Source organism: Akkermansia sp. N21116, from assembly GCF_029854705.2.
Taxonomy (GTDB): Bacteria; Verrucomicrobiota; Verrucomicrobiia; order Verrucomicrobiales; family Akkermansiaceae; genus Akkermansia.
This window is the reverse complement of record NZ_CP139035.1, coordinates 997,668-1,023,604: the sequence shown is the minus strand read 5'-3', so window position 1 is coordinate 1,023,604 and position 25,937 is coordinate 997,668. Positions and strand designations below refer to the sequence as shown.

The window sequence follows — 25,937 nt, the reverse complement described above, 5'->3', positions numbered from 1 at the left end:
CTGATTCTTGAATGCATGGATATCCAGTTTACGGAAACGTTCCACGACTATATCAATCGGTCAGGATACAAAATACGTGAACGGATTGACCTCGAACAAGATGGAGTTTCCCGTAAAATCCTGTATCGTTTTTCCGAACCGGAAGATACGGGAGCCCCTGCTCAGTTGGAGCTTCTCAGCCGCAAGGGAGATGCGCTACATCTGGTTCCCGGGCAACGGATTGTACCAGTAAAAGCACAGGATCAGTATACGGGGCTCTCCTGCATCGTTCTGGATGATACATACTACCATTTCTTCAGAGAACACATCAGCCGGGACAAAGGCATTCCTCGTCCGACCATTCCGGTTCTCATGATTTTAAAAATAAAAGCCTGCCTGAACCTGCTTCTCCAGTGGCAACAAGGAGGAACTCATGGTTCCGCCAGTAGCCGGAACAACTTCAGAAAGCATCGCAACGATGTCTTCTTCATGCTTTTTGATGTCGTCCAGGAAACGGATTCATTGCATCTTCCGGAAGTAATTCAGGCCGATGTTCGAGAGTTCCTGAGAGAATATCAAGCCACCTCTCCCGAGTGGCAGGGTATCTTTGATCATTTACGTAAGCGACGAGGATCGGGAGCAACGACAGGGCTGACTCCGGAAGATCTTCTTAATGCCTTGATTGGCCTTTTCTATCTTTGACAAGTGGTACGAAATCCAACCATCCGAGAGTCAGGAAGAAGCCGACCTCACGGCAGGTTTCTGAATCGACAGCATCTTCTCCCTTTACCGTCTACACAATCCGGAGCATTCCCTCTTATACTGGCACCAGGAGCATTGCATCCCGGGCGGGGTATGGAAACGCACGTTGACGATGCCTTCGTAGACACCCCCTGTCAAAGCAACGATGCATGACCAGCATGGCTCGTCTATCAGTAAGAGAAGAATTCCACCTGCAAAACAAGATACCCCCAAAAAGCCGGAACTCCATTTCAGCCCGGATCTACTGAAAACCGCTCGTGAAAAATCTGCATCCGAAAAAAATAAACTATAGAAAAGGATAACATCTTATGGAACTGAAAAATAGCGGGGCTTTTGCCGCCTACATCCTCTTTTACTACCATATCTCTGCCTTTCAACAGTATCGGAGGGGCTCGCCATTTTCTCCGGCGCCCATCATTACAAGCATCCAGCCCCGGATGTAATACAAGAACATTTGGGCAAGGGGAGGCTACATTCACAAATTCGATGAAAAAGCGCAACGGAACAAATACTACATTAATTTGGATTCTTCTGCCAGCCTTCTCCTTTACCCCATCTTCCCACAGGGAACGCAAAATTGGCCTCTTTTTTCCCAAGTCCAAGGAATAATTGAGTATGTGGTCAATTCGCTCCACCTTCACGTCTGCCCTCTGTATCATTACAGGGGAGAATCCGGCGTAGTTCCCATATAGTTCCGGTGAGCAACCAAGTATTGATCTGCTTTTCTTGTCGACAATTTCGGGAACAGGTATTAATAGTGAAATAATCCTGTTTCCATTCGGAATCTGAACAATGAAATCCGGGAGAGCGGGGCACGAGAGGCATGGACAACCGAAAGCAAACGAATAACGAGACTATGAGCGAATATTATCTGGAAACCAGAGAGGGGACGAAACTGGGGCCTTTTTCCCATGAAGTGGCGCAAGGCATGATGGACTCCGGTGTTTTGGCCGAAGGTTGCCGTTTGATCGGTCCGGAAGAAACGAACCGGCAAGCCGGGCTTCCCGCCTTGCTGAAAAGTATCGACGAAGGCGATCACGACGTTTTTTTCCGTCTGGTGAATGAGGGAGCAGATGTTTACGAACGGGATGCCAACGGTCATGGCGCTCGCTGGCATGCCCGCCAACGGCAGGATCAGATGATATTGGAGAGCCTGGATTTATTGGAATCCGTTCATGGAAAGAAAATTTCGGAAGAAGATGACGAAAAAACCGTAGGACATGATCCTTCATCAGCTCCTCCCCGGACCGGGGAGGGCATAAATTGTCTGGAAGCTTGCGAGAAAGCAGTCAAAAAATTTTCGGTGAAAACGGATGAGGAGTATGAAGAGAAACAGCATCTTCTGCAACTGTTGCAGCTCGGTGACATGGATGGGGTTGATGATCGGGGGAGAACCCCGTTGATGGTCGCTATTGAGTTGGGCATCATTTCCGTAGCGAAGTGGCTAATCGAGAGTGAAGCGGACGTCAACATAAAAGACGAAGATGGAATGACGGCTCTTATGTATGCTTCAGGGAGAGGTCATGTTGAAACCGTGAAACTGTTGCTGGAATATGGAGCTGTCATTGATATGAAAGAAAAATATAAAAGGACGGCTCTTATGTTTGCTTCAGAGAACGATCATGTTGAAATCGTGAAACTGTTGCTGGAGCATGGCGCGGACATCGACAGAGAATGCTCCCTCGATCAGACGGCTCTTATGTGTGCTTCAATGTTCGGTTATGTTGAAGTCGTGAAGTTGTTGCTGGAATATGGAGCTTTCATTAATATGAAAGACAAAGAAGGAATGACGGCTCTTATGTATGCTTCAAAGCACGGTTATGTTGAAATCGTGAAACTGTTGCTGGAATATGGAGCTGTCATTGATATGAAAGACAAAGATGGAATGACGGCTCTTATGTATGCTTCAGAGAACGGTTATGTTGAAACCGTGAAACTGTTGAAAAGCTACGGTGCCCAATAAGAAGATATGGTGATAGCGGTGATGTACCGGTTTCATTGCGTGAACAAACAGTAGGATCCTATGGAAGAATTGAACCAGTTCCTGAACGCGAATCTGTCCCTGATTCTATTGAATGTCGTGCCTTTCCTGACGTTGATCGTGCTGTTGCTGCCCGTCAGAAACCAGGAATCAGGCCGGTTGAAGTGGCGTTTTTTTGTGTCGGCCGTGGCCGTATGCACCTGGGCCTATGTGTATTTCTCGATGCGGCAGGCGGTGGGAGGGCATTCCGGCGAGATTGAGGAGGCGGTCGTTCACGGAGTAGATGAGGATAATGTTTCCCTGCTGTTCGGCATGGCCGGGATGGCGGTTGTGTCCATGATCGTGGGAGGTGCCGCGACATTGGCGCTCCTGTGGACATTCCGATCGTTCCGCACATTGACCATTATTGCCATTGTGTTCTTTATCGTGGGTTTTCCCGTCGCTCTCGTCTTATCTCTTGCGGGTGCATTTCTGCTGTTGTTTCTGGGCTTTTTGTTGTCTTTGGCGATTTATATCATCACATTGCTGCAACTGCTCTCCGGGGTTCGTTTTCCGTCGTCTTGCGGCGCGTCGAAGGCAACAGGCAAGAAATCCGGCACGGACTCGGACAAAGGGCCTCAATTTATTTTGCCCGGGCCACGCAGCCCCGACATGCCGAAAGAAGAACCTGTCAGAAGGCAGCCGCCCGAAAAACGGGAAGAAGAACCGGTGCCGCCAGTCCCGCCCGCCCCATCCCCAAAGCCCGGGCGAGAGGAGCGTGAGAAGAAGGAGACTGAGAGTATTCTCGTATTGCGTCTCTCGGGGGATTTGGGGGACCAGCTTGTTTATCCGGATCAATCGCCGTACAAGGTTTCACGGGCATTGTATGTCAGGATAGCTTCCGATGGGGAGGGCTCCGATTTGTTCCAGTTTGATATTGTGACGACCAAACAGGGCCGGGGTGCCGTGTGGATGCTGGTCCCGTGCCCGGGGAGATCCAACCGGATCATGGTGGATGGACGCCCTGTGACCGGACAGTGCTTCCTGAAAACCGGGCAGGTAATAGCCCTGTGCAGGATGGAAAACGGCAATGAGCGGGAGAAAATGGAAGAAGAGTTGTTTGCTCACTTGTCCGTATCGTTCAAAATTCAGCAGCGGTCTCGTCCGGTGCAGGAAAACAACGCCAGACGGACGGGACGGGTTCAACAACATTTTCCTGCGTAAAAGATACGTCACCTACATGGTTGACCTCCCCGGACGGGACCGGTCAGCGAGAACGACGGCGGAAACCGCCATCAAGCCTCTTGCCGACGAACTGGTTCGACTCTTCCAGATCGGCGAAATAGCCCGAATTTGATAGCTTCGCCCGCTTTCCGCAGCCTTGTTTTTCAACCTTGCTAGAAGAGATGCTCCCGGATCAGACATTCAACATCACCTCCATCAATGCATTTAACTTTTTGAAGAGTCTCATTTCTTTGGCGTCTTGGACAAGATTGCCCAGATTTTTTTGTCGTCTGCAATATAGGCGCGAATGGCCTTGTTGAAGGTTTCATGATCCAGCTTCGTTCGATACTTGAAACAATCGCAAATCGTACGTTCTCTATCGTAGATGAGAAGTTGGAGGCCATTGATCTTTTCCGTTGTCCTTCCGATTTCATAATACGCTTTGGAAATATAGTAAAACTGAAAACGTACTGCTTCCGTTTTCAGTTTTACGCGAGAAATCGTGCGATGCACGGCAATCGTCCACATTCGAGGAGTAAAGTCACTGTACTCATAGTGGAAAAGGGTTGATCCCATACACACGATTCCTTTGGGAATCAGCGTGGCCAGAAGCAGTTCCTCTGATACAGACGGATCACCGGTCAATTGGTAATAGCCGTGACGAATACGCTCAAGAAACCCCTCGCGACAAAGAAGAGCCACATTCTTTTACTCAGGCCGGCAGAGAGAAAATCCGCCGTTTTCACAATGCCTCTTGATGATGCAAGCACTTGTTCTGCCAATTCCCGTTTTGTCATAGACTCTGTTCATTCCGGATTGGCAAAGAGAATCCGGCTCCCTACGATAATAGGAGGCAATCAAAGCCTGCTAGCAATACTTTCTGCATGCAATTTTGAAAATATGTGTGCAGAAAGTGTAAATTCGCGTCATCTCTAAGCTAAAAAGAAGCCTTACCAAAGTCAGGTTTCTGGATAGATATCATCCTCTCACTTGTTGTACCCTCCGGAGTATTCCTTCCTGTACTGGCACCAAGAGCATTGCATCCCGGGCTGGGGCTGGAAACGCTCGGTGGTGATGCCTTCATAGGCGATTTCGTACAGGTCGGCGACGCGTTGCTTACGCTGTTCGTCAGCAGGCGGAATCTTGACCCGGATCACCTGTGGCGTCTTCGTCTTGACCAGGTAGATCAGATCCAGCGACGGAGGCGTGTCTCCCGTCGCTTCTTCGATCATCATCTGGTAGGTAACCAGTTGAAGTTCGTGGTCAAAGGCTGCATGCCCGGTGTCCGGTTTGGCGGCAGAAGACTTGTAGTCCACTGCCGTCAGGTCGTGCTGGACGAGGTCGATGACGCCTTGCACAGGAACCGGCAGGTTGGGAATGGTGGCAGATAGACCGATTTCCACTCCCAAAGGCATCTGTGAAGCAACCTCGTCGGAGGTCATGTAGGCCTTGACCGTGTTCCAGGCACAGGAACGTACCTTCTGTCTCGTTTCTTCGTCGTCGTAGTCCACAGAACCTTCCGCCTTCTCCAACTTCAGAAAGTGGGCGGAGAAGGCTTTCTCCATGGCCACTTCACTACTATCCTGTCCTCGCCACCGGGCGAGGTTGAAGGATTGGAGTGTTGAGTAGATGGCCTTGCCGACATGCAGGGCAACCGTCGCCGGTTTTCGTATCTGCACTACCCTCTCGAAGAAGAAACGAAGGGAACACGACAGGTACGATTTGACCGAGGAGGGAGACAGGTAGTCCAGACGTATGGCAGAGGGAGAAGAAGCCTCCGAAGGAAACTTCTTCGTCAATGCGATAGCCGGGTTCAGGGAGTATGAGCGTATTGGCCGGGTTACAGGAGCGATCATGGTCAGTACGGATTGGACTTATCGACATAAATTGCAACGGGACGGCGGGTTTAGTTGTTCCTGTTTAATGCCAAGCGTTTGGATGCCAAGCCGGAACGGTTCATAGACATCGTTTCACTCTCCGGCTAAAAACAATACCTCGCCGATCTTCATACGGAACGACGAGGTATTACTAAACACTAATACATTATTACATCTGCCTCTATTGATCAGACGCACCAATATTGTGCTCAATCACCTATCCGTAGAAGCTATTTTACCGTTAATTGAGCCTGTTTCAAATCTTTATCACGAGATGATGAACCGATCATGATCTTAAACGTGCCCGGTTCGACTTCCCACGTTTTCCGTGCAGTATAACATTGAAGAACTTTTGGCGAAATATCAAATGTTACTGCACGCGTTTCACCGGGTTTCAGGGTAACGCGTTCAAATCCCCTAAGTTCCTTGACGGGTCTCGTCACGGAACCGTATTCGTCATTGATGTACAACTGGACGGTTTCCGTCCCTTCCCTCTCTCCCGTGTTCGTCACATTGCAGGAAGCGATAATCGTTTCATCCGGTTTGATGGTTGATTTCGACAATTTGACGTCCCCGTACTTCCAGGTCGTATAACTCAAGCCGTAACCGAAGGGATACAAAGCCCCCGTAGCGGGCGACATCGTAAAATGCCTTGAATACTGAGACTTTTTGTGATTGTAGATTGTAGGAATCTGCCCCACATGCCTGGGAATGCTAATCGGAAGCCTACCGCTGGGATTAACCTGTCCGGCAATGATTTCCGCAATTGCAAGGCCGCCGAACGAACCGGGTTCCCATGCCTCAATAATGGCAGATACCTTCCTGTCGGCCCAAGGCAGACCAATAGGGCGCCCATTGATCAGCACAAGAATGGTAGGCTTGCCCGATGCGTGGACTTTTTCCAGTAATTCCTGCTGAAGACCGGGTAATTCCAAATTGTCGCGATCCCGGTTTTCACCGCATGTCGGCGTGCGGAAGTAGCGTTGCGAGTTTTCGCCCACGACGACGATATTCAGATCGGCCTCCTTCGCCTTTTTTTCGGCGTCAGCGATATCCTTTTCCTTCATGGCAACGATTTGGGGTTCCAGGCAGGCCGTTTCGACCGTCGCGTCAGGAAACACTTTTCTGATCCCATCAACAACGGTGACGAAATTCTCCCTAGGTTGCTCAAATGCCCAGTCTCCCAGCATGCCCTGGCTGTCCGCATTAGGACCGACGACAAGAATGCGCTTGAACACCCCCGGTTTGACCGGTAGAAGATTATCGTTTTTGAGCAGCACGATGGATTGGCGGGCAGCCTCGAGAGCCGTGTCACGGTGTTCCTTGGAAAAAATATCCTTTTTCCCTTTTTCCACGTCGACAAAGGGATTGTCGAACAGGCCCAGAAGGAATTTCAATTCCAGAATTTTGCGGATGGCGGCATCAATCCGTGCTTCGCTAATCCGGCCCTTTTTCACTGAGTCAACGATGGCTTCCATGAAATTAGGGCCATGCATGTGCATATCTACTCCCGCCTCCACAGCCGTGCAAAATGCTTCGTTCTGGGTAGGAAGATAGGCATGCATGTCCTTCAACCGTTCAATATCAAGCCAGTCGCTGATGAAAAAGCCCTTGAACCCGAATTCCTTGCGGGCAACACCCAGCATCAGCTCCGCATTAGCATGGCAAGGAATACCGTTTACCTCATTGTGAGCAGGCATAATGGAGTAGACATGGGCCTCCCTGACCGCCGCTTCGAACGGCGGAAGATACACTTCCCGCATTTTCTGCTCCGACATATCTGCTGGAGCGGCGTTCAAACCTCCCGCCGGCTCGCCACCGCCAAGCATGTGCTTGGCGCAGGCGGCCACCCTGTCCTTTTCAACTCCGTTTTCCCCCTGCAACCCCTTAATCAGGGCCACGCCCATGCGCGTCACAAGGTACGTGTCTTCACCAAATGTTTCACCTGTCCTTCCCCAGCGGGGATCTCGCGTAATTTCGATATTGGGGTTGAAGGTCCAATGCATGCCGGCCGCCCTCATTTCACGGGCCGTCTGTTCCCCGGTCTTTCTGAGCAAATCGGGGTTGAAAGTCGAAGCCATCCCGATCGATGTCGGATAAATCGTCACTCCCTTGTGCAGTCCGTTGCCGTGGATGGCATCAATTCCGATCAGAACAGGTATTTTCAAGCGGCTGAGACGGGCATATTCCTGAATCTGATTCGCCTCTTCGGCGCTGGTCACGTGAAGACAGGACCCCACCTCTCCCAGGGCAAGTCTCTTGGGAAGCCCCTTCAACCCCAGATTATCAGCGGCAATGGCATCAATACCCCCCATCGTCCGAGATGCGTCAGGCATTTTTTTTGCCTTCACTGCGTGGCCGATCCCCACGTATTGACACATCTGGGCCACCTTTTCCTCAAGGGTCATTTTACTCATCAAATCCTTGACTCGTTCCTCGACGGGCAACGAAGCATCCTGATACCGTTCTTTCGCCTGGCAGGGGATGAAGCTCCATAAACCAACGCCAAGAAGAGAAAGAATAAAACGAAGCATAACTTTCATCACGGTAAAGTATACGTTCAGTCATCTGGATTCTTGCAGCAATAATGACTTAAGACGCATTCAAATCTCTGTCGGAGAAGCCAGTAAAGCGGAATTGACGTCTTATAGCCGAGTCAACTCATGGGTATTGCATTTGGTTACCAGTTATAGTAATTTAAAAACCTGTAAATTAGATTTTATTATCAAATTTTTAATTCTTATATCATCATGAACTCAGAACAAAACACAGGTTTTATCTCTTCCAGGAGAAGTTTCATGCAGCGTCTTGTGCTGATGTCCGGAGCTGTCGTTACCATGCCTTTAGGAACAGCCATCAGTTACGCTGCAGACAAGGAGGAAGAAAAACTCATTGGCTCGGGTAACTGGGCTACGCAATATGGTCCCTATCTGCAACAGCCCACGATTACTTCCATCAAAATTCTTTGGACTACGAAAAGTCCGGGTATTGCCTGGGTGGAATACTGGCCTGTGGAGAGCCCCAGGCACCGACAATTCAAGGAAGATTCCCAATTCGGCCTGCGCCGGGTAAGAACTACCAAACACATCGTTACTCTGGAAGACCTGAAGCCCGGCACCAAATATGCCTATAAGGTCTATACCCGTAAACCAACAGATCAATTTTTCGTCAACCCGAATCATAACGACGAGAAACCCGACGGAACCTTTACCACGCTTGATCCTAGGTGTGAAAAAAGCAGTTTCCTCATTATCAATGATCTTCACTGCCCTTTTGATGGTCAGAAGGGTAGAATAAGACACCTTATGGAAAAAGGCAAAGCCAGTGAAAGAACCTTGATTTTCCACAATGGTGATTTGCTGGACTATTTTCCCGGCTCCTACTTTATGCCTAAGCAGGACGACCCTATTTACGTCGGCGCCTTGCAGCCCGTCAAGGACATCGTGTCCAATGTCCCCTTCATATTGATTCGAGGTAACCATGAATACCGAGGACATGCCACTGTGGAGGTGGAAGAAACCTTTCCTCCTTTTGAAGAAACGAGAGCCTTCTACGGCATGATTCACCAGGGGCAAGTCTGTTTTATCCTGTTGGACAGCGGAGAAGACCGCAAAGACGAAGGAGGCGTGACGGACTGGGAAAAGTATTTTACCAAACAGGTTCTCTGGTTAAAAAAAGCCGTCAAGACACAGGAATTTAAAAAGGCTCCTTTCCGGGTTGCCATGATTCACATCCCCCCCATGAGAGATGCCATTCAGTCTGGCTGGTCCGATGAGGAAATTGAAAATCATCACTACTCTGAACGCAGAATCCTGAATGAGATTGTACCCGTGCTATCCGATGCCGGCATTAACATCATGCTCAGTGGACACACCCATTCGGATGAATTCCGCCCCATCAAATCTCAACCGGATCTTAACTTCCCCTTGCTGATCAACGGTCAGACGAGCTATATTACCATTGAGGTGGAACGTCAAAAAATGACGGTGGTTCAGACTAGAGACGAAAAGTCTCAAATCATCTGTACCTTAGAATTTTCCCCTAACAAATTCACTTCTTACATTCACAACGGGAAAATATTCTAATCGTTACATTACCATTCATACGAAATAAACACTGTCAATCCTCCCAATCCCTTCTTGCTATCTTCGGATGTATGCAGGGGGGTAACAAGAGCAGTGACTTTCCTTCTGTAACCTTGAATGATGCTTACTTCCCATACATACTGACAGTGGGGCAGAGTGTCACTGATGTACAGTGCATCTTCTTTCGTTGTTGATGGGTGGATACAGAAAAACCACCATGCTTTTTGGCCAGATGGGCTACCGATACATCCTGCAAGCTTACTTTCCATTCTTTCGCTTGCGCATTAAGAGCAGGAAGATCTGATGCATCAATGGATTCCAAAATCAATTTGTCAGCATCCACATAGGTTTGAAGCAAAGAAAACTGTTCCTCTTCCAGAATCTCCTGATAGACAAGGTGTGTCGTCCGGGTCTCAAACCCCAGCTGAAACCATAAATCAAGGAGATCGCCTTCTATCAAGTCCAGGAGCACGCAGGCGTCATGAATATAGATCCTATCCACGGATAACGGTTAGATAAGAGTTGCAACAAGTCTGCGCAGTTCGGAAAGAGAATGTCCCCATAAGCTCGCACCCTTGGACATGCTGATTTCACCGTCTATAACAGCAGTGGAAATTAATTGCTCAAAACGGCCGCTGCTTTCCGTTCCGCAATAATCTCCGGGTTCTTTTTTCTTGTACCCCATTTTATTATAATAGATGAAAAAGCGCTGTTTGAGATTATTGCCTATCAAATGCAATCGATGAGCCCTCATGACGATTGCCGGCAAAGAGACGCCAAAATACGATTTGATTGGAAGCAGGTTATGAATAAGGATCCTATCCCGTTTGCCGCCAAACATTTCAGAAAACGGAGCTTCAGGCATCAGAAACGTGCTCGCGAAGACATTAGCGCAATCTTCATGTTCCTTTTCCGACATGTCTTCCGGAAGGTCTAAAACCAGATGAGCCAACTCGTGGGCAAGGGTCATTCTCATTCTAGGCAAATTACCTTTTAACCATGAAGCGATGACGACCATGGCAATCTTGGAGTAGACAGCAGAGAATCCGTCAAAAGCTTCATTGTCCGTATTGTAAATGAAGATTTTGATACCCTTGTTCTCCATAAGTTGAAGAAGGTTGACCACGGGATCTTCTCCCATATTCCACATGTTGCGTAATCTGTATGCAGCCTGTTCCGCTTCATCGACAGTTGACGCCTGTATCCGGGTATCAAAGAAAATCGTATTGTTCGTAATATCTTCAATCTCCATGAACCTGGCAAAATAGTCCTTTGCTCGCTCTTCAATCGCTTCACGAGCGGATTTGGACAACTTGGAGCGTTTGCGAAAATGAATACCGTCCAGAGGCACGGAGGAGGTGCTGTAGAAAAAGTCAGGAGATACTTCCAATATATGGGCCAGACGAGCCAGCATTTCAGAATTGGGCGCTGCAATTCCTTTTTCATATCTCGCCAGAATGGTATGTGACGGAGTATTACCCAACTTTTCAGACAAGGCTCTCAATGAGAGCCCTGACATCTTACGTGCCTGGGTCAGGCGCTGGGGAATAAAGGCCATGGTTGCGGACATGTTTACAAAATAGTTCTTTACATTCCGGATGTAAACAGTAAAAGTCGTCTTAGCCAAAAAAAGGATGAGAGTCTGATTCACTCTCATCCTTTCAAACCCGATCACACACCACAGGGGAAGACAATCAGGACATTTGCATAGTTGCTAATGACCTTGTGAGGCAAGGGGCTTCTTTTGTCAAGGCGAAGTGGTGTTTATTCCAAATAGAATGAATAAAAAGAACATACATGTAGTGCCTTCTCCAAGTGGAGGATGGCAGGGCAAGAGAGAAGGAGCAACTCGTCCTTCTTTCACAACTTCGACGAAACAGGAAGCCATTGATAAAGGAAGAGGGTTATCCAAACGTGAAGGAGGAGAGCTCTTCAGTCACGGAAAAGATGGCAAAATCCAATGGAGAGACAGTCATGGAAACGATCCTTATCCACCCAAAGGTTAATTCGTGATTTCATCTCAATCCATCGCCCCTTTGCTTATTGGTGAAGGGGTGTTTTTTTGTCGGAAATTGTGGGAGATCTGTTATTCCAAGTCACTCGCGTTTGTCACAGACCCGGCGAATTTTGGATCATTCTCGATTTGCGGAGTGCGACCAATATATGTCCCGCTCGGATTAGGCGGCGTTACGGCCGCCGCAAGCTTTCTGAAATAATTCATGTCCATATTTTATGAGTGCTCACATGGACACTCAAGAGATAAAAAAAACATGGACGCTCTTATGAGCGCCCATGCTGGGAAGTATACATATCCATAGATCCATATATTAACTCGCGTTCCTCTGACCCATGCCCAGTGTAAAATAAGAAAGCATAGAACGCGGTAACCAGCCATAACCACACCAGAATGAGTACAGTTAGTCTGGCGTTCAGGGGCCAATGTTGTTTGGTTGATTTGTCTTTCATAGTAATCTAATTTCTAAGAGAAAATGAGACTACTCCCGGCCTCACGAAGAGGCCGGGAGCAGTGTTTACTTGTACGGCATGCGCTGAAAGCTGTAGCGCCAAGAACTTATTGTTGCTTCTTTATACCCTTGCAGGTACGCATCCAGAAGGTCGGCTCCGTTTTCTGTAAGGAGCCTTCCGTCGTACAGCATTTTCCCATTCTTGAGAATTTCGATGAACTCTCCGTTAGGCAAGTGTCGAAGACTTACCGGCCATGCTGTACTCGCGTACTCAGGTTTTTCTGCGAATATCTTTTTCTCAAGTTCAGGACTCATGCGGGGCAGGAACGCTACCGGGAATCCGGTAGTGTGCGGTGCTTCCGGCGCCTTCTCGACAGCATCTGCTGGCTTCGCTTCCTCGTTTGCCTCATGACAATCGTGCGGTACGACGATAAAAGCTACGAAAGATGCAACTAGCAGTACTGACAGGAAAATAATAAAACATTGGGCTCGGTTAATTGATTTGTCTTTCATAGTGGTCTCCTTTCTTTGAGTTGTTCAGAAAATCAACACCACAATACAGAAGAATGCACCGTGGTGTTGTACCTTATTCGTTCCAGTATTTCTCCAAGCCATACTGTATCAGGAGCGTTACATAAGCGTCGTCCGAGTAGGAGTTCTTGGACTCTGCTTCCTGTAACGATACAAAGTCCTCTGGGTGTTTGACTGCTTGCTCTCTTAGCTTCTTTGCCATCAGCTCGACTGACTTACGGTTTAAGCGATTCCTCCCTTGCCATGCTTCAGGGAAGTTCTCCTTATATATGTACCGATCATGTATTGGATCAATCGGTTGCAAACCAAAAACAATAGGTATCAATGCTGCACCAAATAAAATAATAATATTCTTTCTCATAATAGAGCTTTCCCCATTCAAGCTTTAGTGTATCAATACCAGAAATCCTCTAAGTCGCAATGAATCATGCGCCTTAGAGAAGCTTCGTCCGGATTCGCGTTGCTATTCTCTTTCATTGCCTCCTGTAACGATACAAAGTCCTCCGGGTGTTTGGCTGCTTGTTCTCTCAGCTTCAGTAAAAGACTCTTCCCAATCCGTCGATTTTCTCTACGCTTCATGTTCCACGGCATAGGGAGGTTCTCCATATCAATGTAACTTGACGAGTCGACATACCGCCGTACGTCCACAACAGGTGCCTCAGACTGTATTTGCCATATGAATGAAACAGCCAGCAGCACGCTAAGTATAACAATAGCGATATTCTTCTTCATAGTTTTCTTTCTGGTCTGGGTTAATTGTTAAAAGCAACACTACTTACAGAGGTTCTGCGCCGGAATGTTGTGACTAATTCATTTTTACTGGATATTTCTCCACCCAGATGCGTCGATAAGTATTTGCTAGGCTGAGTTTACGAGATAGAATCTCTTGCTGCCTGAAATATTCTTCTGTTGGAAATGGAGGATCGGTCAAATTCAGTTGTACCTCGATACCCAGATTACATATATCGTTCTCTTTTTTCAGTCCGACATTTGCGTTTGCCAATTCGTCTGTAATTTGTTCCAGCTTGATGTTACGATGAACCGTCTTTCCCGTGCCGGCAAAAACGGCGCAAAATGCCACCCACAGAACCCATACTGTAATCTTTGCACTGAGAGGCCATTTATTTTCTTTCATTGTATCCTTTCTACAGATTGGTTTCTAAGATCAACACCCCGACACAAAGGCTCTGTACAGGGGTGTTGGGACTAATTCATTTTTTGACTGGATACTTATCTGACCATATATGTTGGTAAGTATCTGCCAGTCCGAGTGTACGGAACCGATCCTCCTGCCTCCTGATATATTCTTCTGTCGGATGTGTAGGATCAGAGGTATTTAACTCTGGCTCGAAAACCCAATTGATTATATCGTTCTCTTTTTTTAGCTCGATATTTGCACTCAACAGTTCAGCTATTATTTGCTCCTGCTTGATATTGCGATGCGTCATCTCTCTCCAACAGGCGAAGCCAGTAATGAGTGAGATACCCAGCGCCCACACCGTGATCTTGGCACTCCGGGGCCACGGCTGTTTGATTGATTTGTTTTTCGTAACAAAGAATCTCCTTTCTTACATGATAATAGAATAGAAGTTATTCCAACGCTAATCTTTGGCCCCTGCTTCCCGTAGCAACTTTTTACAATTTGGCTTGTGAGTTCTCATAAGAGCCGTCCGCCCTTCATTGTCCTTCGCATTCACATTCGCCCCGGCAGTTATCAGTATCTTTACACTTTCAGAGTTCTCTCTGTCAGCAGCTTCCATGAGAGCTGTCACCCCATGCTCATTCTTTTCGTTCACATTCGCTCCTGCATCGAGCAATGCTTTCACACAGTCAGAATACCCGGCAGCCTCCATAAGAGCAGTCTTCCCATCCTCATCCTTCGCGTTAACGTCTGCTCCTGCAGCTATCAATGCTTTCACACGACTAGCATTCCCATCATCAGCAGCCTTCATAAGAACCGTCCATCCATACTTGGTCTTTGCGTTCACATTCGCTCCGGCAGTTATCAATGCTTCCACAATTTCAGAATCCTGGTCCCGGACGGCAATCCAAAGAGCAGTTTCTCCATCCTTATTTTTCGCGTTAACGTCTGCACCCGCATCGATCAATGCTTTCACTCTCTCAGAGTCCCCTTTGTTTGAAGCAAGCATAAGAGCAGTCCTCCCATCTTCATCCTTTGCATTAACGTCTGCACCCACATCAATCAATGCTTTCACTGCCTTTCTGCCAACGAAGTTCTTTCTGTCAACAGCCATCATAAGAGCAGTTCTACCTTCCTTATTTTTCGCGTTAACGTCTGCTCCTGCATCTATCAACGCTTTTATACAGTCGCCATCATTATCATTAATAACAGCTAACATAAGAGCTGTAGTACCGTACTCATTCTTTGCGTTCACTTCCGCTTTGGCTTGCAGCAATGTTTTCACACAGTCAGAATCTTTATTATAAGCAGCTTTCATAAGAGCTGTTTCCCCTTCCTTATATCGCACGTTGACGTCTGCTCCTGCTTCCAACAATGCCTTTACGCATTCCATATGGTCACCCCAATACACAGCATTCCAGAGAGCAGTTTTTCCATCCTTATCTTTCATGTTCACATATGCCCCTGCCTCCAGCAATGCTTTTACGATCTGGATATTCCCGTTAAGAGCTGCCTTCATGAGAGCTGTTTTCCCTTCCTTATCTTTTATGTTGACGTCTGCGCCAGCTTCCAGCAGTGCTTTCACGCAGCCAGCATCGTGTTTACCAACAGCTAACATAAGAGCTGTTTTCCCATCCTCTCCTACCGCATTTATACTCGCTCCTTTTTCGATCAATTCTGTCAGTTGCCAATCAAACCGTGCGATTTCTTTCAAAGCTTTTTCTTTCTTGGACTTTCCACATAAGAAGAAAAGTGCTGCGGAAATCAACACAAGAGCAACAACGAGGCTAATTCGATATATATTTTTTGTATTCATACTACTATGTATTAACTGTGTTTAACAGAAACAAACTACCACTTCATAGAAGAAGGAGACGTTTCGTTATACTTTCTATGATAGTAAACCGGGTTTGCCAGCCACCATATCCCTTGAATGAGAGCAAGGATGAATTCGGAAATCCATAAAATTCCAAGATTCGGATTAGGGTTAACCCACGCAGCAACAATGATCACAATATATATGATCCCCCACCCCCAGCTTCCATTGTAGAATTTATGAGCGCCAACAGGCCACAGGAAGATAGCCAGCAAACCTGCAATGATACTGCTTTTATGTCGCCCATGAGTATGGACGGAACGAACAGGCGTAGCTTTTGTTTTTTCTCCTTTCGCCATGGAATGCTTCCGGAAAGATCCAAAGCCTTTGAATATAAAAACAAATCCCATTATTGCTAAAGGCCCTAGTTTAATTTTAGGCCAAAAAGCAGCGATAGTAAAAATAAGAATAATTATCCCAAATCCTATTGCCATATATAACCATGCATCCTGAAGGAAGGGAGATATTTTCCTTCCCCGACCATTGTTCAGTGCACCGGGCAACGGTGGAGGAGGCGCATACCAGGAGAACGCATCTTCACAAGCTTTCCACGTAGCCCAGCCGGGTGTCCATACCAGAGATCCTTGCGGAAGCTTCCTGTCCCGGTAAAGTTCCTCCAGCTCTTCCTCCGAGAACGGACCTTCCTGGGTGCCGTCTGGTCGTGTTATATGATAATCGTTCATGATTCCTGTCTGATTTACCAGCCGCTTCCCTGATAAGTACCGTCATTGAAACGTCCGATATTCCGGGATCGTGGTACTTCGCCAGCTCCGCCACATTGCGGACAAGGCATGCGGTATTGATTTGATTCCGCTCGATTCCAGAGAGCCCTTCCACTACCCGGCGTCACGACCCCGCTTCCTCCGCATCTTTTGCAGATTTCCATGGCATTGTTTTCATAAAATTTATTGGCCGCATGAACCATTTGTTGCAACTGATAGTCCGAATTGTCGCCTCCGCCCGTATTGTTCTGTATCCACGCATTTGATTCATACTGGGGAACAGCGGTTTTCTCCGAACCAAACGAAAGGATGACGACCATCAGCATCAGGCCAATAACACAGACCGTATAATGGTTTATCCCGTATGTTTGTCCTTTCACCTGTAATGCCCGCAATCCCCACTGATGAATCTGATTCAGAATTTCCTGGTTCTGAATCCAATCTGACAAGGTTCTGTATTCCCTTGTTGTCGATGCCTTCATTTCATCTGAAGAAAAGGCTTTCTCGTGTCTTTCCGCATGAGCAGACGATGTGTCTGAATGGGATGTCGAACCTTCTGAACCGGTCCGTGGAGGAAGTGGCGGCAGCTTGGCACTGGAAATAAACCATTCAAACGTGTCTTCACAGGGGCTCCATTGATCCCATCCTTCTGTCCACACGTAAGATCCGGGAGGCAGAGACCGCTGATGATAGAGTCCTTTTAGTTCATCTTCGGAAAAAGGTCCTTCCTGTGTGCTGCCCGGTCGGACAAGGTAATAGGAAATCATAAGCATCAAAGGCGTAGATTCATGAAGCGAACGAGAGAAAACGCATCAGAAGAATAATGGCAACAGCCCTCCCAGAATGAGTATTGAAACAAGCATGAGGCCCAGAATAATAAAGGAACGTTTCCATGAGCATTGGAAGTTCCGGGCAACTACAAGGATAACCAGAATTTCAACGAAAAGAAAGAGCCATGATTGATTTACCCAGTTGCCAAGCATATCGAAGATGGCCAGGCCAACACACCACGGGATCAATGTTTTCCGATTTATTCTAGCATCCTTGGGAGAAAGCAGCACAATATACCCGTATAACAACAGACCGGATATGATGCTGATCAGGAATGGAAACGAACCCGCAGAAGAAGAGCCTTCCACGGTTTTCATGAATGCATAGTATTCATCCAGCTCTCTCTGTGCTCTTGTATCCCCGGCATTTGCTTTCTGCTGGGTCGAATTAACGTGAGATTGGTTTACATCGGCATAAAACGCATGCTGTTTTCTCAAATAATTTGCACGCGACATATCACCTTTTGCTTCTGCCTTAGCAATATCATTTTCCATTTGCGCAACTCCTACGGCGTATTGCCTAAGTGTACTTGCTCCTCCAAAATATTTACTTCTGGTTTGAGCATCATACTGCCTATCAGCATAATCTTCACTTTTTTTCCATTCTGCTTCCATAGCAGCTGATCTCTTCGGAGGAGCACTGGATTCTTCTTGAGAGAACGCCTCAGGGGTATAAAAAAGGCAGCAAAATCCCATCAACAGAGCAGTAAGAATGCTCCTTTTTATCCCAAGTCTTTGTCTATGGCGTACTGTATTCATTGTTATGTTTGTATTTATGTTAATTTCATCCGGGCAGAATTGTGCCTGCATGATAAGATGCGAAAAGAGTTAGAGCCAAAATACTGAAAAGAGTAACGTAAGAATGTTCCTATATCTCTACACCCAAAATTCCTGCTGCCAGAAGTCCTCCGACAAGAGAAATCCCCATACTGATGCCTAATACCCCGAATGATTTACCCAGTGTGAAATTCAGGACTTTGTGAGCTACCATGACAATTGCTGCCAATTCAAGCAAGACAAGGACATCGGAACCTGTTACGGCAAGGATGAGATCAACCACGGCGAATACAATGGCAATCGTCTTGAAGTCCTTGATTGCAGCCGGTTCTTTATGCTCGGACAACCAATAGAGGGCCAGGAAGATCGAATAACCAAACACTCCGGAGCAAATCAACGTAAACAGTATCTCCCTGCCGGGTTCTGTTTTGCTAAGTGCCCGAACACCCTTACTGACAAGGAAAGGGGCACAGGAGGACAACAGAGAAGTGGTCACAATAGCCAATCCCGTCGCTAAGCCGATTTTATGTATTTCATATCTCTTCATGTGATTACATGTCGTTGGTTATTGATTGCAGGACATGCCTTTTGACCCGCTTCCAGTTGCGGCAGGACAATGTCCGGATACCGGAATCCGACTGGCTGATCAGGATGCCATGCACTGCCTGCTCCCGTTTCAGAACAGTGCGGCGTTCCTTCTCGGTGAGAGTTCCGGGATGAACGACCTCGACGATCACAGGCGTCATCTTCCCGTCGGGGAAACAAATCATGCACCTGTGCTCTACCGTTTCCATCCCGTCCGGCCAGACAATACCCCCGGCGCTTTGCACCTCCTCCAGGGAATGCCATTGAAACCCTTCCGATGAATCATGACCATGGCAATCCGGATGACGGCAGTCCGCGCAGCGATACCCCAGCGGTTCCCCGCACAAATCATCCACCAGAACCTTGTGACCGACAGTCAATTCTCCCTGTCGGTCCGTTTCCAGAGTCTGGACGACATAACGATGCATGGCCCGTTCGACGAGCATCAGTTGATGGCCTCCGCATTGGGGACAGGTGAACTGGATGATACTTTTCATTGCCGGCATCTCGTTTACATTGCCTGTATATCTCCTTTTTACGATTTTAGTCAACATGAAAATCTCAGTTTAATCTCAAAAATAGGGATGTTATATAACCGTATTGCCATTCCTGAGCGATAGTGCTACATTCCGAAACATGGCAGGAGTGAACCAGGATGAGCTGAAAATGAATGTCAAGCTGTGGCTCAAGGCCAACAACTTCGACTACGCATGGCTTGCCGAACGATGTTTCGTGACGGAAGCGACCGTCCGCAACTGGATGGCGAAAAAGCCCATTCCCGCCGCCAAGGAACACATCATCCGGGAACTCATCAAGCAGCTCCCGATGACTCTCCCGAGCCGGGTGCAGGTGGAAGAGGAGACGTTGATTACCCTGAAGCTCGATCCGGACACCCGCAAGGTTCTTGAGAAAAAAGCCTTCGCCCAGGGCAAGACCCTGAAAGAGTTCCTGGCCGACGAAGTGCCGAGGCTCGGCAATCCCCCGCTTGCCTGATCTGATTGTATGGACGCCTCCGGCTTCGCATTGCCTCCGGGAACTCTGCTGGGCAATTACAAGTTGCTCAAGGTACTGGGACAGGGAGGCTTCGGCATCACCTACATCGCCTGGGACAGCCAGCTCAGGCGCAACATTGTTCTCAAGGAATGTTTTCCGCTGGGATTGTGCAGCCGGGACTCGGATACGGGAGAGATCATCCCTCTTCCGCACGCATCACAGCAGGTGTACCAGGCCGCGATGGATACTCTCCGCAAGGAGGCGCAGACGCTGGCTTCCCTGAACCATGAACGCATCGTCCGGGTCTACGACGTCTTCGAGTCCCATGGCAGCATCTTCTATGTGATGCCGTGGTTGGAAGGCGGTTCGCTGCGGGAACGCATGGACGAAGTAGCTTCCGGGGAGAGTACGATGACCACGGAACAAACCGTCGAGTGGCTCCTGCTCCTTCTGGATGGTTTGGACTATCTGCATGGCAAGGGGATCTACCATCGCGACATCAAGCCCGGCAACATCCTTTTTGACGAACGGGGATTACCGGTTCTGATCGACTTCGGGGCGGCGCTCAACAAACCGGAAGTGACCTGTACGATCACTCAGGGAGAGTTCTCGTACGCCTACGCCTCCCCGGAACAAATCACCGGGAAGGGGGAGATCGGTCCATGGACGGACTTCTATGCGTTGGCCGTTACCTGGTACGAGCTGATTACCGGAACACCCGCTGAACCGGCTGACAGGCGGTTGATGCAGGATGATGTCGTCCCACTCTCAGGCATGACATTTTCCCAACCATGGCCTCGGGAATTACTGGCATCTATTGACCGGAACCTGCGGCTCAGTCCTGAAGAGCGTTGCCAGACAGCGGGACAGTGGAAGGAATGGCTGGATCTGGGAAAGCCCAGGGGGCTACGGAAAACAGGAGTTTACAGAAAATCCGTTCCCTTCGCAGTCACTGTTGCTGTAATCATTTTTGTGCTTGCCGGAGTATGGATAGGGGTACAGCCGTTCCGGACTGATACTCCCCCTCCCTCATCCAATACGGACGGTCAATGGGCAACCAAACCATCTCAGGAATTCAAGGACGCTCTGTACAAGAAAATCCGAACCTACTACAAACTGGATGACTACCTTGGCAAAGCGAAGGAATACGAACGGAAGGTCGAGACAGCGCAACGCCAATGTCTCAAGGAGATGGATGAATTGAAACAGGAGCTGGAAAAGGAGATTCTCTCCCTTGCGACCTATAATGATGCCATTGATTACCCTCTCAACATCATCGGGAAGAGATATGATTCACTGATGAAAAAATGGAGGGCGACCTATGATGAACTGGACAAGGGGTATCTCAACGAAGTCCGCCTACCCCTGTCAAATATCACTGATAACGTCATTGCCACATACCCGGCTGCAACCAGAGAGGAGGAACTATTGCTCCCTGCCATGGAAGACAGAATTCAGAAAGAATGCAATGATGTGCAACTCGCAGAATTTTTCTGGAAATTGAATGATGTTATCAGTAAGGACTCCACGGATCAAATGAGCTTCCTGATGAACATGGCCCAGAAACGGGCACAGAAATTACCCGTTTCTCAAGAATGACGATGCGTCAACAATCTTGAAATAACTCCGACCGTTATTTTAGAAAATTGGATAAACTTGAAATAGACAAGTAGACTATTTTAGGTTAATCATAGCCGTATGAAGAGGGGGCATACGGGAGATTATGAAATCACGGCGGTAGCGGGAGAGCGGGTGAAAGCGTTTATTCCTTCTCCCTTGCCGCCCATCCCGGGAATAGACATCAGTCCAAAATTGCAGCAATCGCATGACCAGGCTCTAATTGCGATCGGCGAACTCAATTCCCTGACTTCTCTTTTGCCGGTCTACTATCTTTTGTTGTATTCCTACGTTCGCAAGGAAGCCGTCTTGTCGTCGAGAATCGAAGGAACACAGTCTTCGTTGTCGGACTTGCTGGCATCGGAAATGGACGGAGGTCTCGGCGTCCCCCTGGAAGATGTGCCGGAGATCAGCAATTACGTCGCCGCTTTGCAGTACGGCTTGGACAAACTCCGAGAGGGGCAGCCCCTGTCGTTGCGACTGATCAGGGAGATGCACGAAGTCTTACGAAGAAAGGAGCGAGGAGAAGGAAAGAATCCGGGAAAGTTTCGTATAAGCCAGAACTGGATCGGAGGGACAAGATTTACAGCTATGCCCAATGCATGGAAGAGCTAAACTGGGAGCTTGATTACGATACGGAATAGCAATAATTGTCCAAATCTGTGATACAAACAACCGTTGCTTATGGAAAAAAATTGATTTTTTAAATTTTTCCCGTATGAATATATAAATGATCAAATTGGATATTGAGCATTCCGTGGTTTCCTTTCCTGAATTTGAAGGGATGGAAAATGATTCCCATGCGGTAAAGAACGTCCTGTCGGAAACGGACCCCGAGCTATTCCGCCTCCTCGACTGTATTTCCTGCTCCGCCTTCACTTACGACAAGATGAGGCAAACAGTCGTCTGGGAAGGGCTTGTCAGCCTTGTTCAAGCCGTTCCGCGCATCCGTTTGAGCGTCGCCATCCGCGAGGAGCAGACAGGAAAAATCCTCTCCGTCACGCGTTGCCAGGACAGGGAAAATTCTCATGAGAGGAAAGATTCCATCACCTATCAGCTATCGAACGGCATTGATCCGGAAAAGCTCACCGCCCTGATCTGGGTTGATATCACGGACAGGGAAGGAAACACCCGCACCGTGCGTCTCAGTAGGGAATGCGGCGTCCACCCCCGTTCTCTGGGTCTTTCCTATGATCATATATATCCTAAAAAGGAATCCATCCCGGTCACCTTCCCGCGGAGCAATGCCATCCTCCCCGGCAGTGAGGACGCCGCGGCTCACAAGGAGAGTGCGCCCGACCCGAAAAATATTGTCATCTCCCTGTTCAGAAGTCCGCAGGCGGCATCCGATTGCGATTACATATGCCTTTACGGGAAAAAGCATGAACCTTTCCCCGTACTGGGAGTCCCGGGAAAAGGCACGTTCCATCTGGGTCAGGGCCTTCAATTTTCCTCAGTGGAAAGCGCGCTTTGCACGCTCCGTCTTATCTCCGCGACCGGAGGAGGAAGCATAGCCCTGGCCGCAGCCCGGTATGTTCAGGATTCCATCAAGTGCACCCTGCGGGGAGAAGCCCTTGACTACGAGATGACGACAAACTGGAATCAGGATTTCGATTTCCGCAACCCGTCCGAATTTACCCGCTATCCCTTCCACTACACGCTGCGGATTACGGCGCGTCTTGCCCACGGGGAAAAGGTGGATCTCATCGTCAGCAGCGATCCTGACTTGTCGGAATCAGTCGTCATGAAATCCATCCCGCCTCTCGTTATCATGTACGGCTGCCTGGGAGATAAAACACGGATCACTTTGGTCGATGGCTCCCAACGGCGCATTTCCGAAATCAGGATCGGAGACAGAGTACTGTCCCTGGGCAACAAAGGAATTCTCTGTTCCGCCCGTGTCCGGAATGTCTGGCGGGGCATGGAGGATAAAATGCAGGAGATCACGACCGCCAGCGGCGCCACCCTTCTGGCGACACGGGAACATCCCTTCAAGACGCAGGAGGGAATCAGGATTGCCGGAGAGTTGAACGAGGGGATTTCCCTTCTTTCCGGAGACGGCCGGGAGTGGACGGAAGTCCTCCGCCGGAAGGAAGTGAATTCTCCCACGGAAGTATACAATCTGGACCTGGAAAGAGAGGGCGATAGCTCCGGCCTGTTCCTTGCGGAAAATATCTGGGTGGGAGACAACATCATGCAAAACGGCGAGTTCTGACTCGCAGTTCCTCCACTATCATGCAACAGACAGCTTCCGGCATTTGCCTCACTCGGGTAGAAACCCTCCTTACCTCTTCCGAAAAATTCGATTGCGTTGTCCTCTGGGACGTCCAGCCGAAAAACTACGACGGAAAGGTGCGGCTTGTGCTTTTCCAGGATGGGAAAGAACTCAGGAAGGAGACGACGGAATCCTCCGGCGTCTTCAAAATCAAGGATATTCCCCTGGAAAAAGAATCCATCTATGAGGTTCAGGCCTTCATAGACGGAGATCCCGGTATCTACTCCTCCCTCATCCGTGTGATGACGTGGACCTGTCAAAATATCCAGGGCCGCTGGGATGGCGAGACGCTTTCCTTCTGCTGGGACTCCGCCGGAAGCGATATTCTCCGGGGACATATTCTTTTATCGGACGGAAAAACAGAGCAATCGCTCACGTTCGGCCAGTTTGAGACGGAGGCGGCCCTCTCCCGCAAAGATCTGCTCCTCTCCGCGGACACGCTCTGCACCGCCGTCTGGCATTTGAGTTACGATGACATCTCCTGCCTGACGGATAAAAGTTCCGCTCCTGTTTCCTTCATTCTTTCCGAACTGTCGGCAACCAGGCTTCTCACCCTTTCAGAAGAAACCCTCACGGCCGAAATCGTCACTCCCCTCTCCGCTCCGCCCCTGGTAAAAGCGTGGCTTTACTGGGGAGAGACGGAACTTGCCGTCATAACTCCTGAAACAACGGAAACAACCCCGGAAGGAGCGGCAACGCGCCTCTCGCTCTCCTGTCCCATTCCTTCGGAAATCCGGACGCCGGAACAGATGGAATCCTGTTCCATCCTCTTCGGAATCGGCACCCTGCAAGTGGAGGGACGCCCGAAGGACAGGCAAAAGAGAATCCCCCTGGCGATCCTGCGCCCGGCTCACATCACCACCCATCAGAAAACGGCGGAACTCACGTGGACGCATGATCCCAGCCATCCCCCCCTCTACTATGAAGCGACACTGGGAGAGGAAACGCTGCGCACCTGCGGACATTCCCTCCATCTCTCAAGAAATAACGGTTCCTTTCACAATCTTTCGGTGGACATCGCGCCTGTCTACCTCCATGGACGTGGCCTTCCCGCAAAAAATGTTCCCCTGTTTTCCCCGGGCTACTACATGGTGAAAAAGGACGGACAACTCCTGCTGGGCCTCCGCACCTCCCCGCAGGAGGAAACTCCCCCCGTACTCCTGTTTTCCGGGAAGATGTTTCAGGAGGATCTGAAAAACTCGATCAAATCAGGCGGCTTTTCCCTGGAGCAAAAGACAACCGCCCCCTCAGCCCCGGTAGAATACGTGCTGACGACGGCAGACGGAGCCAAGCCGTCCGACTATCTTGACCTGCTGGCCATCCTCTGCGACCGGGGAATCTCCCCGCAGGGCTTGTACCGGATCATGGACGCCTGCGGACGGGCCCTGCCCTCCGACGCGGAGTCCCTTCATACCTACGCCTGCGCGCTCGATTCCTCATCAGGCAGCGCCTCCCTGATTCCAGGACATATTCTCGAGCTGGAATCGGAGACATACCGCCTGCCTCTGGAGAGGGACAAGCCCTATATGGACGGGCATATTCCGGCGGGCGCCTCCCGGCACCCCCTTTACAGCCATGAGAAAGAAGGTTCCTATCTGCTTTGCTTCGATCCCTTTCTGATGCGCATGCTGGACTATATGACGGTTCCCGACATGGAGATGCAGGAAGGCAGCCGGATACAAAACGGCGCGGGCGGCCTGATAGACGCCCTCTCCAAAGACTTCCTCAACGCCTATTGCAGAATCAAAATGCCGGGAACGTTCCTCAAGTCCGACAGCCCGGGAGACAGCAACTATACAGCCCAGCCCTTCCTTGTGAGCGGCAGCTCGTGCCGGGAAGTGCTGCGCAGCTGCGGAGTACGCCTGACGCCCGCGGCAGCGGAAGAAGTCCGGGACGAAATCCAGGAAGGGGAACCTCTCGTCTCCCGCCTGTACATGAGGGGCAGAACCTCCCTGAGCATCCTGCTGCGCCTGTCTCTGAATGGAAAATCCGTCACGTTGCCGCTGGGTTCCTCTCTGTGGAATTTGATGGAGCGCTACTCGATCCCCTCTTCCGCGCCGGTATCTCTTTTCCGCAGTCCGGGCGAAGCCCGCCCCCTGTCGGACGGAAAGCCCGTCCTTTCTCCCGGCAAATACCTTCCCGTCCATCTGGACTGGGAGGACAACCCGGATTACAGAAACATCGTGCTCCTGCCGGGAGACCGGGTGGAGGTTCCGGCAGAGTAGGCAGACCATCGTT

At 49.2% G+C, this 25,937-nt stretch carries 25 protein-coding genes; 10 read left to right on the top strand and 15 right to left on the bottom strand.

Annotated features, from left to right (window positions below):
- The first annotated feature begins 15 nt into the window (after nucleotides 1-15).
- From QET93_RS03690 to QET93_RS03680, 3 genes are all read left to right on the top strand, one after another.
- Complete coding sequence (locus QET93_RS03690) at nucleotides 16-681, top strand: hypothetical protein (protein WP_280132068.1); 666 nt, start codon at nucleotides 16-18, stop codon at nucleotides 679-681.
- Nucleotides 682-1,705: 1,024 nt separating this feature from the next.
- Entirely contained in the window at nucleotides 1,706-2,704 is a 999-nt protein-coding gene (locus tag QET93_RS03685) for an ankyrin repeat domain-containing protein (RefSeq protein WP_280132069.1), read from the top strand.
- A 60-nt stretch (nucleotides 2,705-2,764) separates the two neighbouring features.
- The gene (locus QET93_RS03680) at nucleotides 2,765-3,925 is read left to right on the top strand and encodes a hypothetical protein (RefSeq protein WP_280132070.1); all 1,161 of its coding nucleotides are present in this window, start codon (nucleotides 2,765-2,767) and stop codon (nucleotides 3,923-3,925) included.
- Between the two features lie 243 nt (nucleotides 3,926-4,168).
- Here the strand turns inward: QET93_RS03680 and QET93_RS03675 are convergent, their stop codons facing one another.
- The 3 genes from QET93_RS03675 to QET93_RS03665 all read right to left on the bottom strand — a co-directional run bounded on the left by QET93_RS03675 (nucleotide 4,169) and on the right by QET93_RS03665 (nucleotide 8,336).
- Nucleotides 4,169-4,627 (bottom strand): hypothetical protein, encoded by a 459-nt coding sequence (locus QET93_RS03675; protein ID WP_280132071.1) that lies wholly within the window; start codon nucleotides 4,625-4,627, stop codon nucleotides 4,169-4,171.
- Between the two features lie 284 nt (nucleotides 4,628-4,911).
- Complete coding sequence (locus QET93_RS03670) at nucleotides 4,912-5,781, bottom strand: PD-(D/E)XK nuclease family protein (protein ID WP_280132072.1); 870 nt, start codon at nucleotides 5,779-5,781, stop codon at nucleotides 4,912-4,914.
- A gap of 251 nt (nucleotides 5,782-6,032) precedes the next feature.
- Nucleotides 6,033-8,336: a glycoside hydrolase family 3 N-terminal domain-containing protein gene (locus tag QET93_RS03665; RefSeq protein WP_345786069.1), complete on the bottom strand. Its 2,304-nt coding sequence runs from the start codon at nucleotides 8,334-8,336 to the stop codon at nucleotides 6,033-6,035.
- Nucleotides 8,337-8,600: 264 nt separating this feature from the next.
- Here QET93_RS03665 and QET93_RS03660 point away from each other — a divergent pair, with 264 nt between their 5' ends.
- The gene (locus QET93_RS03660; protein WP_322190110.1) at nucleotides 8,601-9,887 is read left to right on the top strand and encodes an FN3 domain-containing metallophosphoesterase family protein; all 1,287 of its coding nucleotides are present in this window, start codon (nucleotides 8,601-8,603) and stop codon (nucleotides 9,885-9,887) included.
- A gap of 124 nt (nucleotides 9,888-10,011) precedes the next feature.
- On the opposite strand, the gene QET93_RS03655 is transcribed toward QET93_RS03660, so the two are convergent.
- Nucleotides 10,012-10,389 (bottom strand): hypothetical protein, encoded by a 378-nt coding sequence (locus QET93_RS03655; RefSeq protein WP_280132075.1) that lies wholly within the window; start codon nucleotides 10,387-10,389, stop codon nucleotides 10,012-10,014.
- A 9-nt stretch (nucleotides 10,390-10,398) separates the two neighbouring features.
- On the bottom strand, nucleotides 10,399-11,445 hold the full coding sequence (locus tag QET93_RS03650; RefSeq protein WP_280132076.1) for an XRE family transcriptional regulator: 1,047 nt from the start codon (nucleotides 11,443-11,445) through the stop codon (nucleotides 10,399-10,401).
- 220 nt (nucleotides 11,446-11,665) lie between these two features.
- On the opposite strand from QET93_RS03650, the gene QET93_RS03645 reads away from it, so the two are divergent.
- On the top strand, nucleotides 11,666-11,893 hold the full coding sequence (locus QET93_RS03645; protein WP_280132077.1) for a DUF2188 domain-containing protein: 228 nt from the start codon (nucleotides 11,666-11,668) through the stop codon (nucleotides 11,891-11,893).
- Nucleotides 11,894-12,418: 525 nt separating this feature from the next.
- On the opposite strand, the gene QET93_RS03640 is transcribed toward QET93_RS03645, so the two are convergent.
- The 10 genes from QET93_RS03640 to QET93_RS03595 form a co-directional block, all read right to left on the bottom strand.
- Nucleotides 12,419-12,865, bottom strand: a complete 447-nt coding sequence (locus QET93_RS03640) for a hypothetical protein (RefSeq protein WP_280132078.1) — start codon at nucleotides 12,863-12,865, stop codon at nucleotides 12,419-12,421.
- Nucleotides 12,866-12,938: 73 nt separating this feature from the next.
- Nucleotides 12,939-13,244, bottom strand: a complete 306-nt coding sequence (locus QET93_RS03635) for a hypothetical protein (RefSeq protein WP_280132079.1) — start codon at nucleotides 13,242-13,244, stop codon at nucleotides 12,939-12,941.
- Nucleotides 13,245-13,276: 32 nt separating this feature from the next.
- Complete coding sequence (locus QET93_RS03630; protein WP_280132080.1) at nucleotides 13,277-13,615, bottom strand: hypothetical protein; 339 nt, start codon at nucleotides 13,613-13,615, stop codon at nucleotides 13,277-13,279.
- A gap of 73 nt (nucleotides 13,616-13,688) precedes the next feature.
- Nucleotides 13,689-14,018 carry a hypothetical protein gene (locus QET93_RS03625; protein ID WP_280132081.1) on the bottom strand — a complete coding sequence of 110 codons (330 nt, stop codon included), beginning with the start codon at nucleotides 14,016-14,018 and terminating at the stop codon, nucleotides 13,689-13,691.
- Nucleotides 14,019-14,484: 466 nt separating this feature from the next.
- Nucleotides 14,485-15,840 (bottom strand): ankyrin repeat domain-containing protein, encoded by a 1,356-nt coding sequence (locus tag QET93_RS03620; RefSeq protein WP_280132082.1) that lies wholly within the window; start codon nucleotides 15,838-15,840, stop codon nucleotides 14,485-14,487.
- Nucleotides 15,841-15,875: 35 nt separating this feature from the next.
- Nucleotides 15,876-16,583 (bottom strand): GYF domain-containing protein, encoded by a 708-nt coding sequence (locus QET93_RS03615; protein ID WP_322190109.1) that lies wholly within the window; start codon nucleotides 16,581-16,583, stop codon nucleotides 15,876-15,878.
- Between the two features lie 14 nt (nucleotides 16,584-16,597).
- The gene (locus QET93_RS03610) at nucleotides 16,598-17,389 is read right to left on the bottom strand and encodes a GYF domain-containing protein (protein WP_322190108.1); all 792 of its coding nucleotides are present in this window, start codon (nucleotides 17,387-17,389) and stop codon (nucleotides 16,598-16,600) included.
- Between the two features lie 45 nt (nucleotides 17,390-17,434).
- Nucleotides 17,435-18,211, bottom strand: a complete 777-nt coding sequence (locus QET93_RS03605) for a hypothetical protein (RefSeq protein ID WP_280131451.1) — start codon at nucleotides 18,209-18,211, stop codon at nucleotides 17,435-17,437.
- A gap of 109 nt (nucleotides 18,212-18,320) precedes the next feature.
- On the bottom strand, nucleotides 18,321-18,776 hold the full coding sequence (locus tag QET93_RS03600) for a hypothetical protein (protein WP_280131450.1): 456 nt from the start codon (nucleotides 18,774-18,776) through the stop codon (nucleotides 18,321-18,323).
- A gap of 4 nt (nucleotides 18,777-18,780) precedes the next feature.
- Complete coding sequence (locus QET93_RS03595) at nucleotides 18,781-19,311, bottom strand: hypothetical protein (protein ID WP_280131449.1); 531 nt, start codon at nucleotides 19,309-19,311, stop codon at nucleotides 18,781-18,783.
- 139 nt (nucleotides 19,312-19,450) lie between these two features.
- Between QET93_RS03595 and QET93_RS03590 the strand changes: the two genes are divergently transcribed.
- The 5 genes from QET93_RS03590 (at nucleotide 19,451) to QET93_RS03570 (ending at nucleotide 25,924) form a co-directional block, all read left to right on the top strand.
- Complete coding sequence (locus tag QET93_RS03590; protein WP_280131448.1) at nucleotides 19,451-19,807, top strand: hypothetical protein; 357 nt, start codon at nucleotides 19,451-19,453, stop codon at nucleotides 19,805-19,807.
- Nucleotides 19,808-19,816: 9 nt separating this feature from the next.
- Entirely contained in the window at nucleotides 19,817-21,406 is a 1,590-nt protein-coding gene (locus QET93_RS03585) for a serine/threonine-protein kinase (RefSeq protein WP_280131447.1), read from the top strand.
- 99 nt (nucleotides 21,407-21,505) lie between these two features.
- The gene (locus tag QET93_RS03580; protein WP_280131446.1) at nucleotides 21,506-22,039 is read left to right on the top strand and encodes a Fic/DOC family N-terminal domain-containing protein; all 534 of its coding nucleotides are present in this window, start codon (nucleotides 21,506-21,508) and stop codon (nucleotides 22,037-22,039) included.
- A 115-nt stretch (nucleotides 22,040-22,154) separates the two neighbouring features.
- Nucleotides 22,155-23,639 carry a Hint domain-containing protein gene (locus tag QET93_RS03575; RefSeq protein ID WP_322190107.1) on the top strand — a complete coding sequence of 495 codons (1,485 nt, stop codon included), beginning with the start codon at nucleotides 22,155-22,157 and terminating at the stop codon, nucleotides 23,637-23,639.
- Nucleotides 23,640-23,659: 20 nt separating this feature from the next.
- Nucleotides 23,660-25,924: a hypothetical protein gene (locus QET93_RS03570; RefSeq protein ID WP_280131444.1), complete on the top strand. Its 2,265-nt coding sequence runs from the start codon at nucleotides 23,660-23,662 to the stop codon at nucleotides 25,922-25,924.
- Nucleotides 25,925-25,937 lie beyond the last annotated feature (13 nt).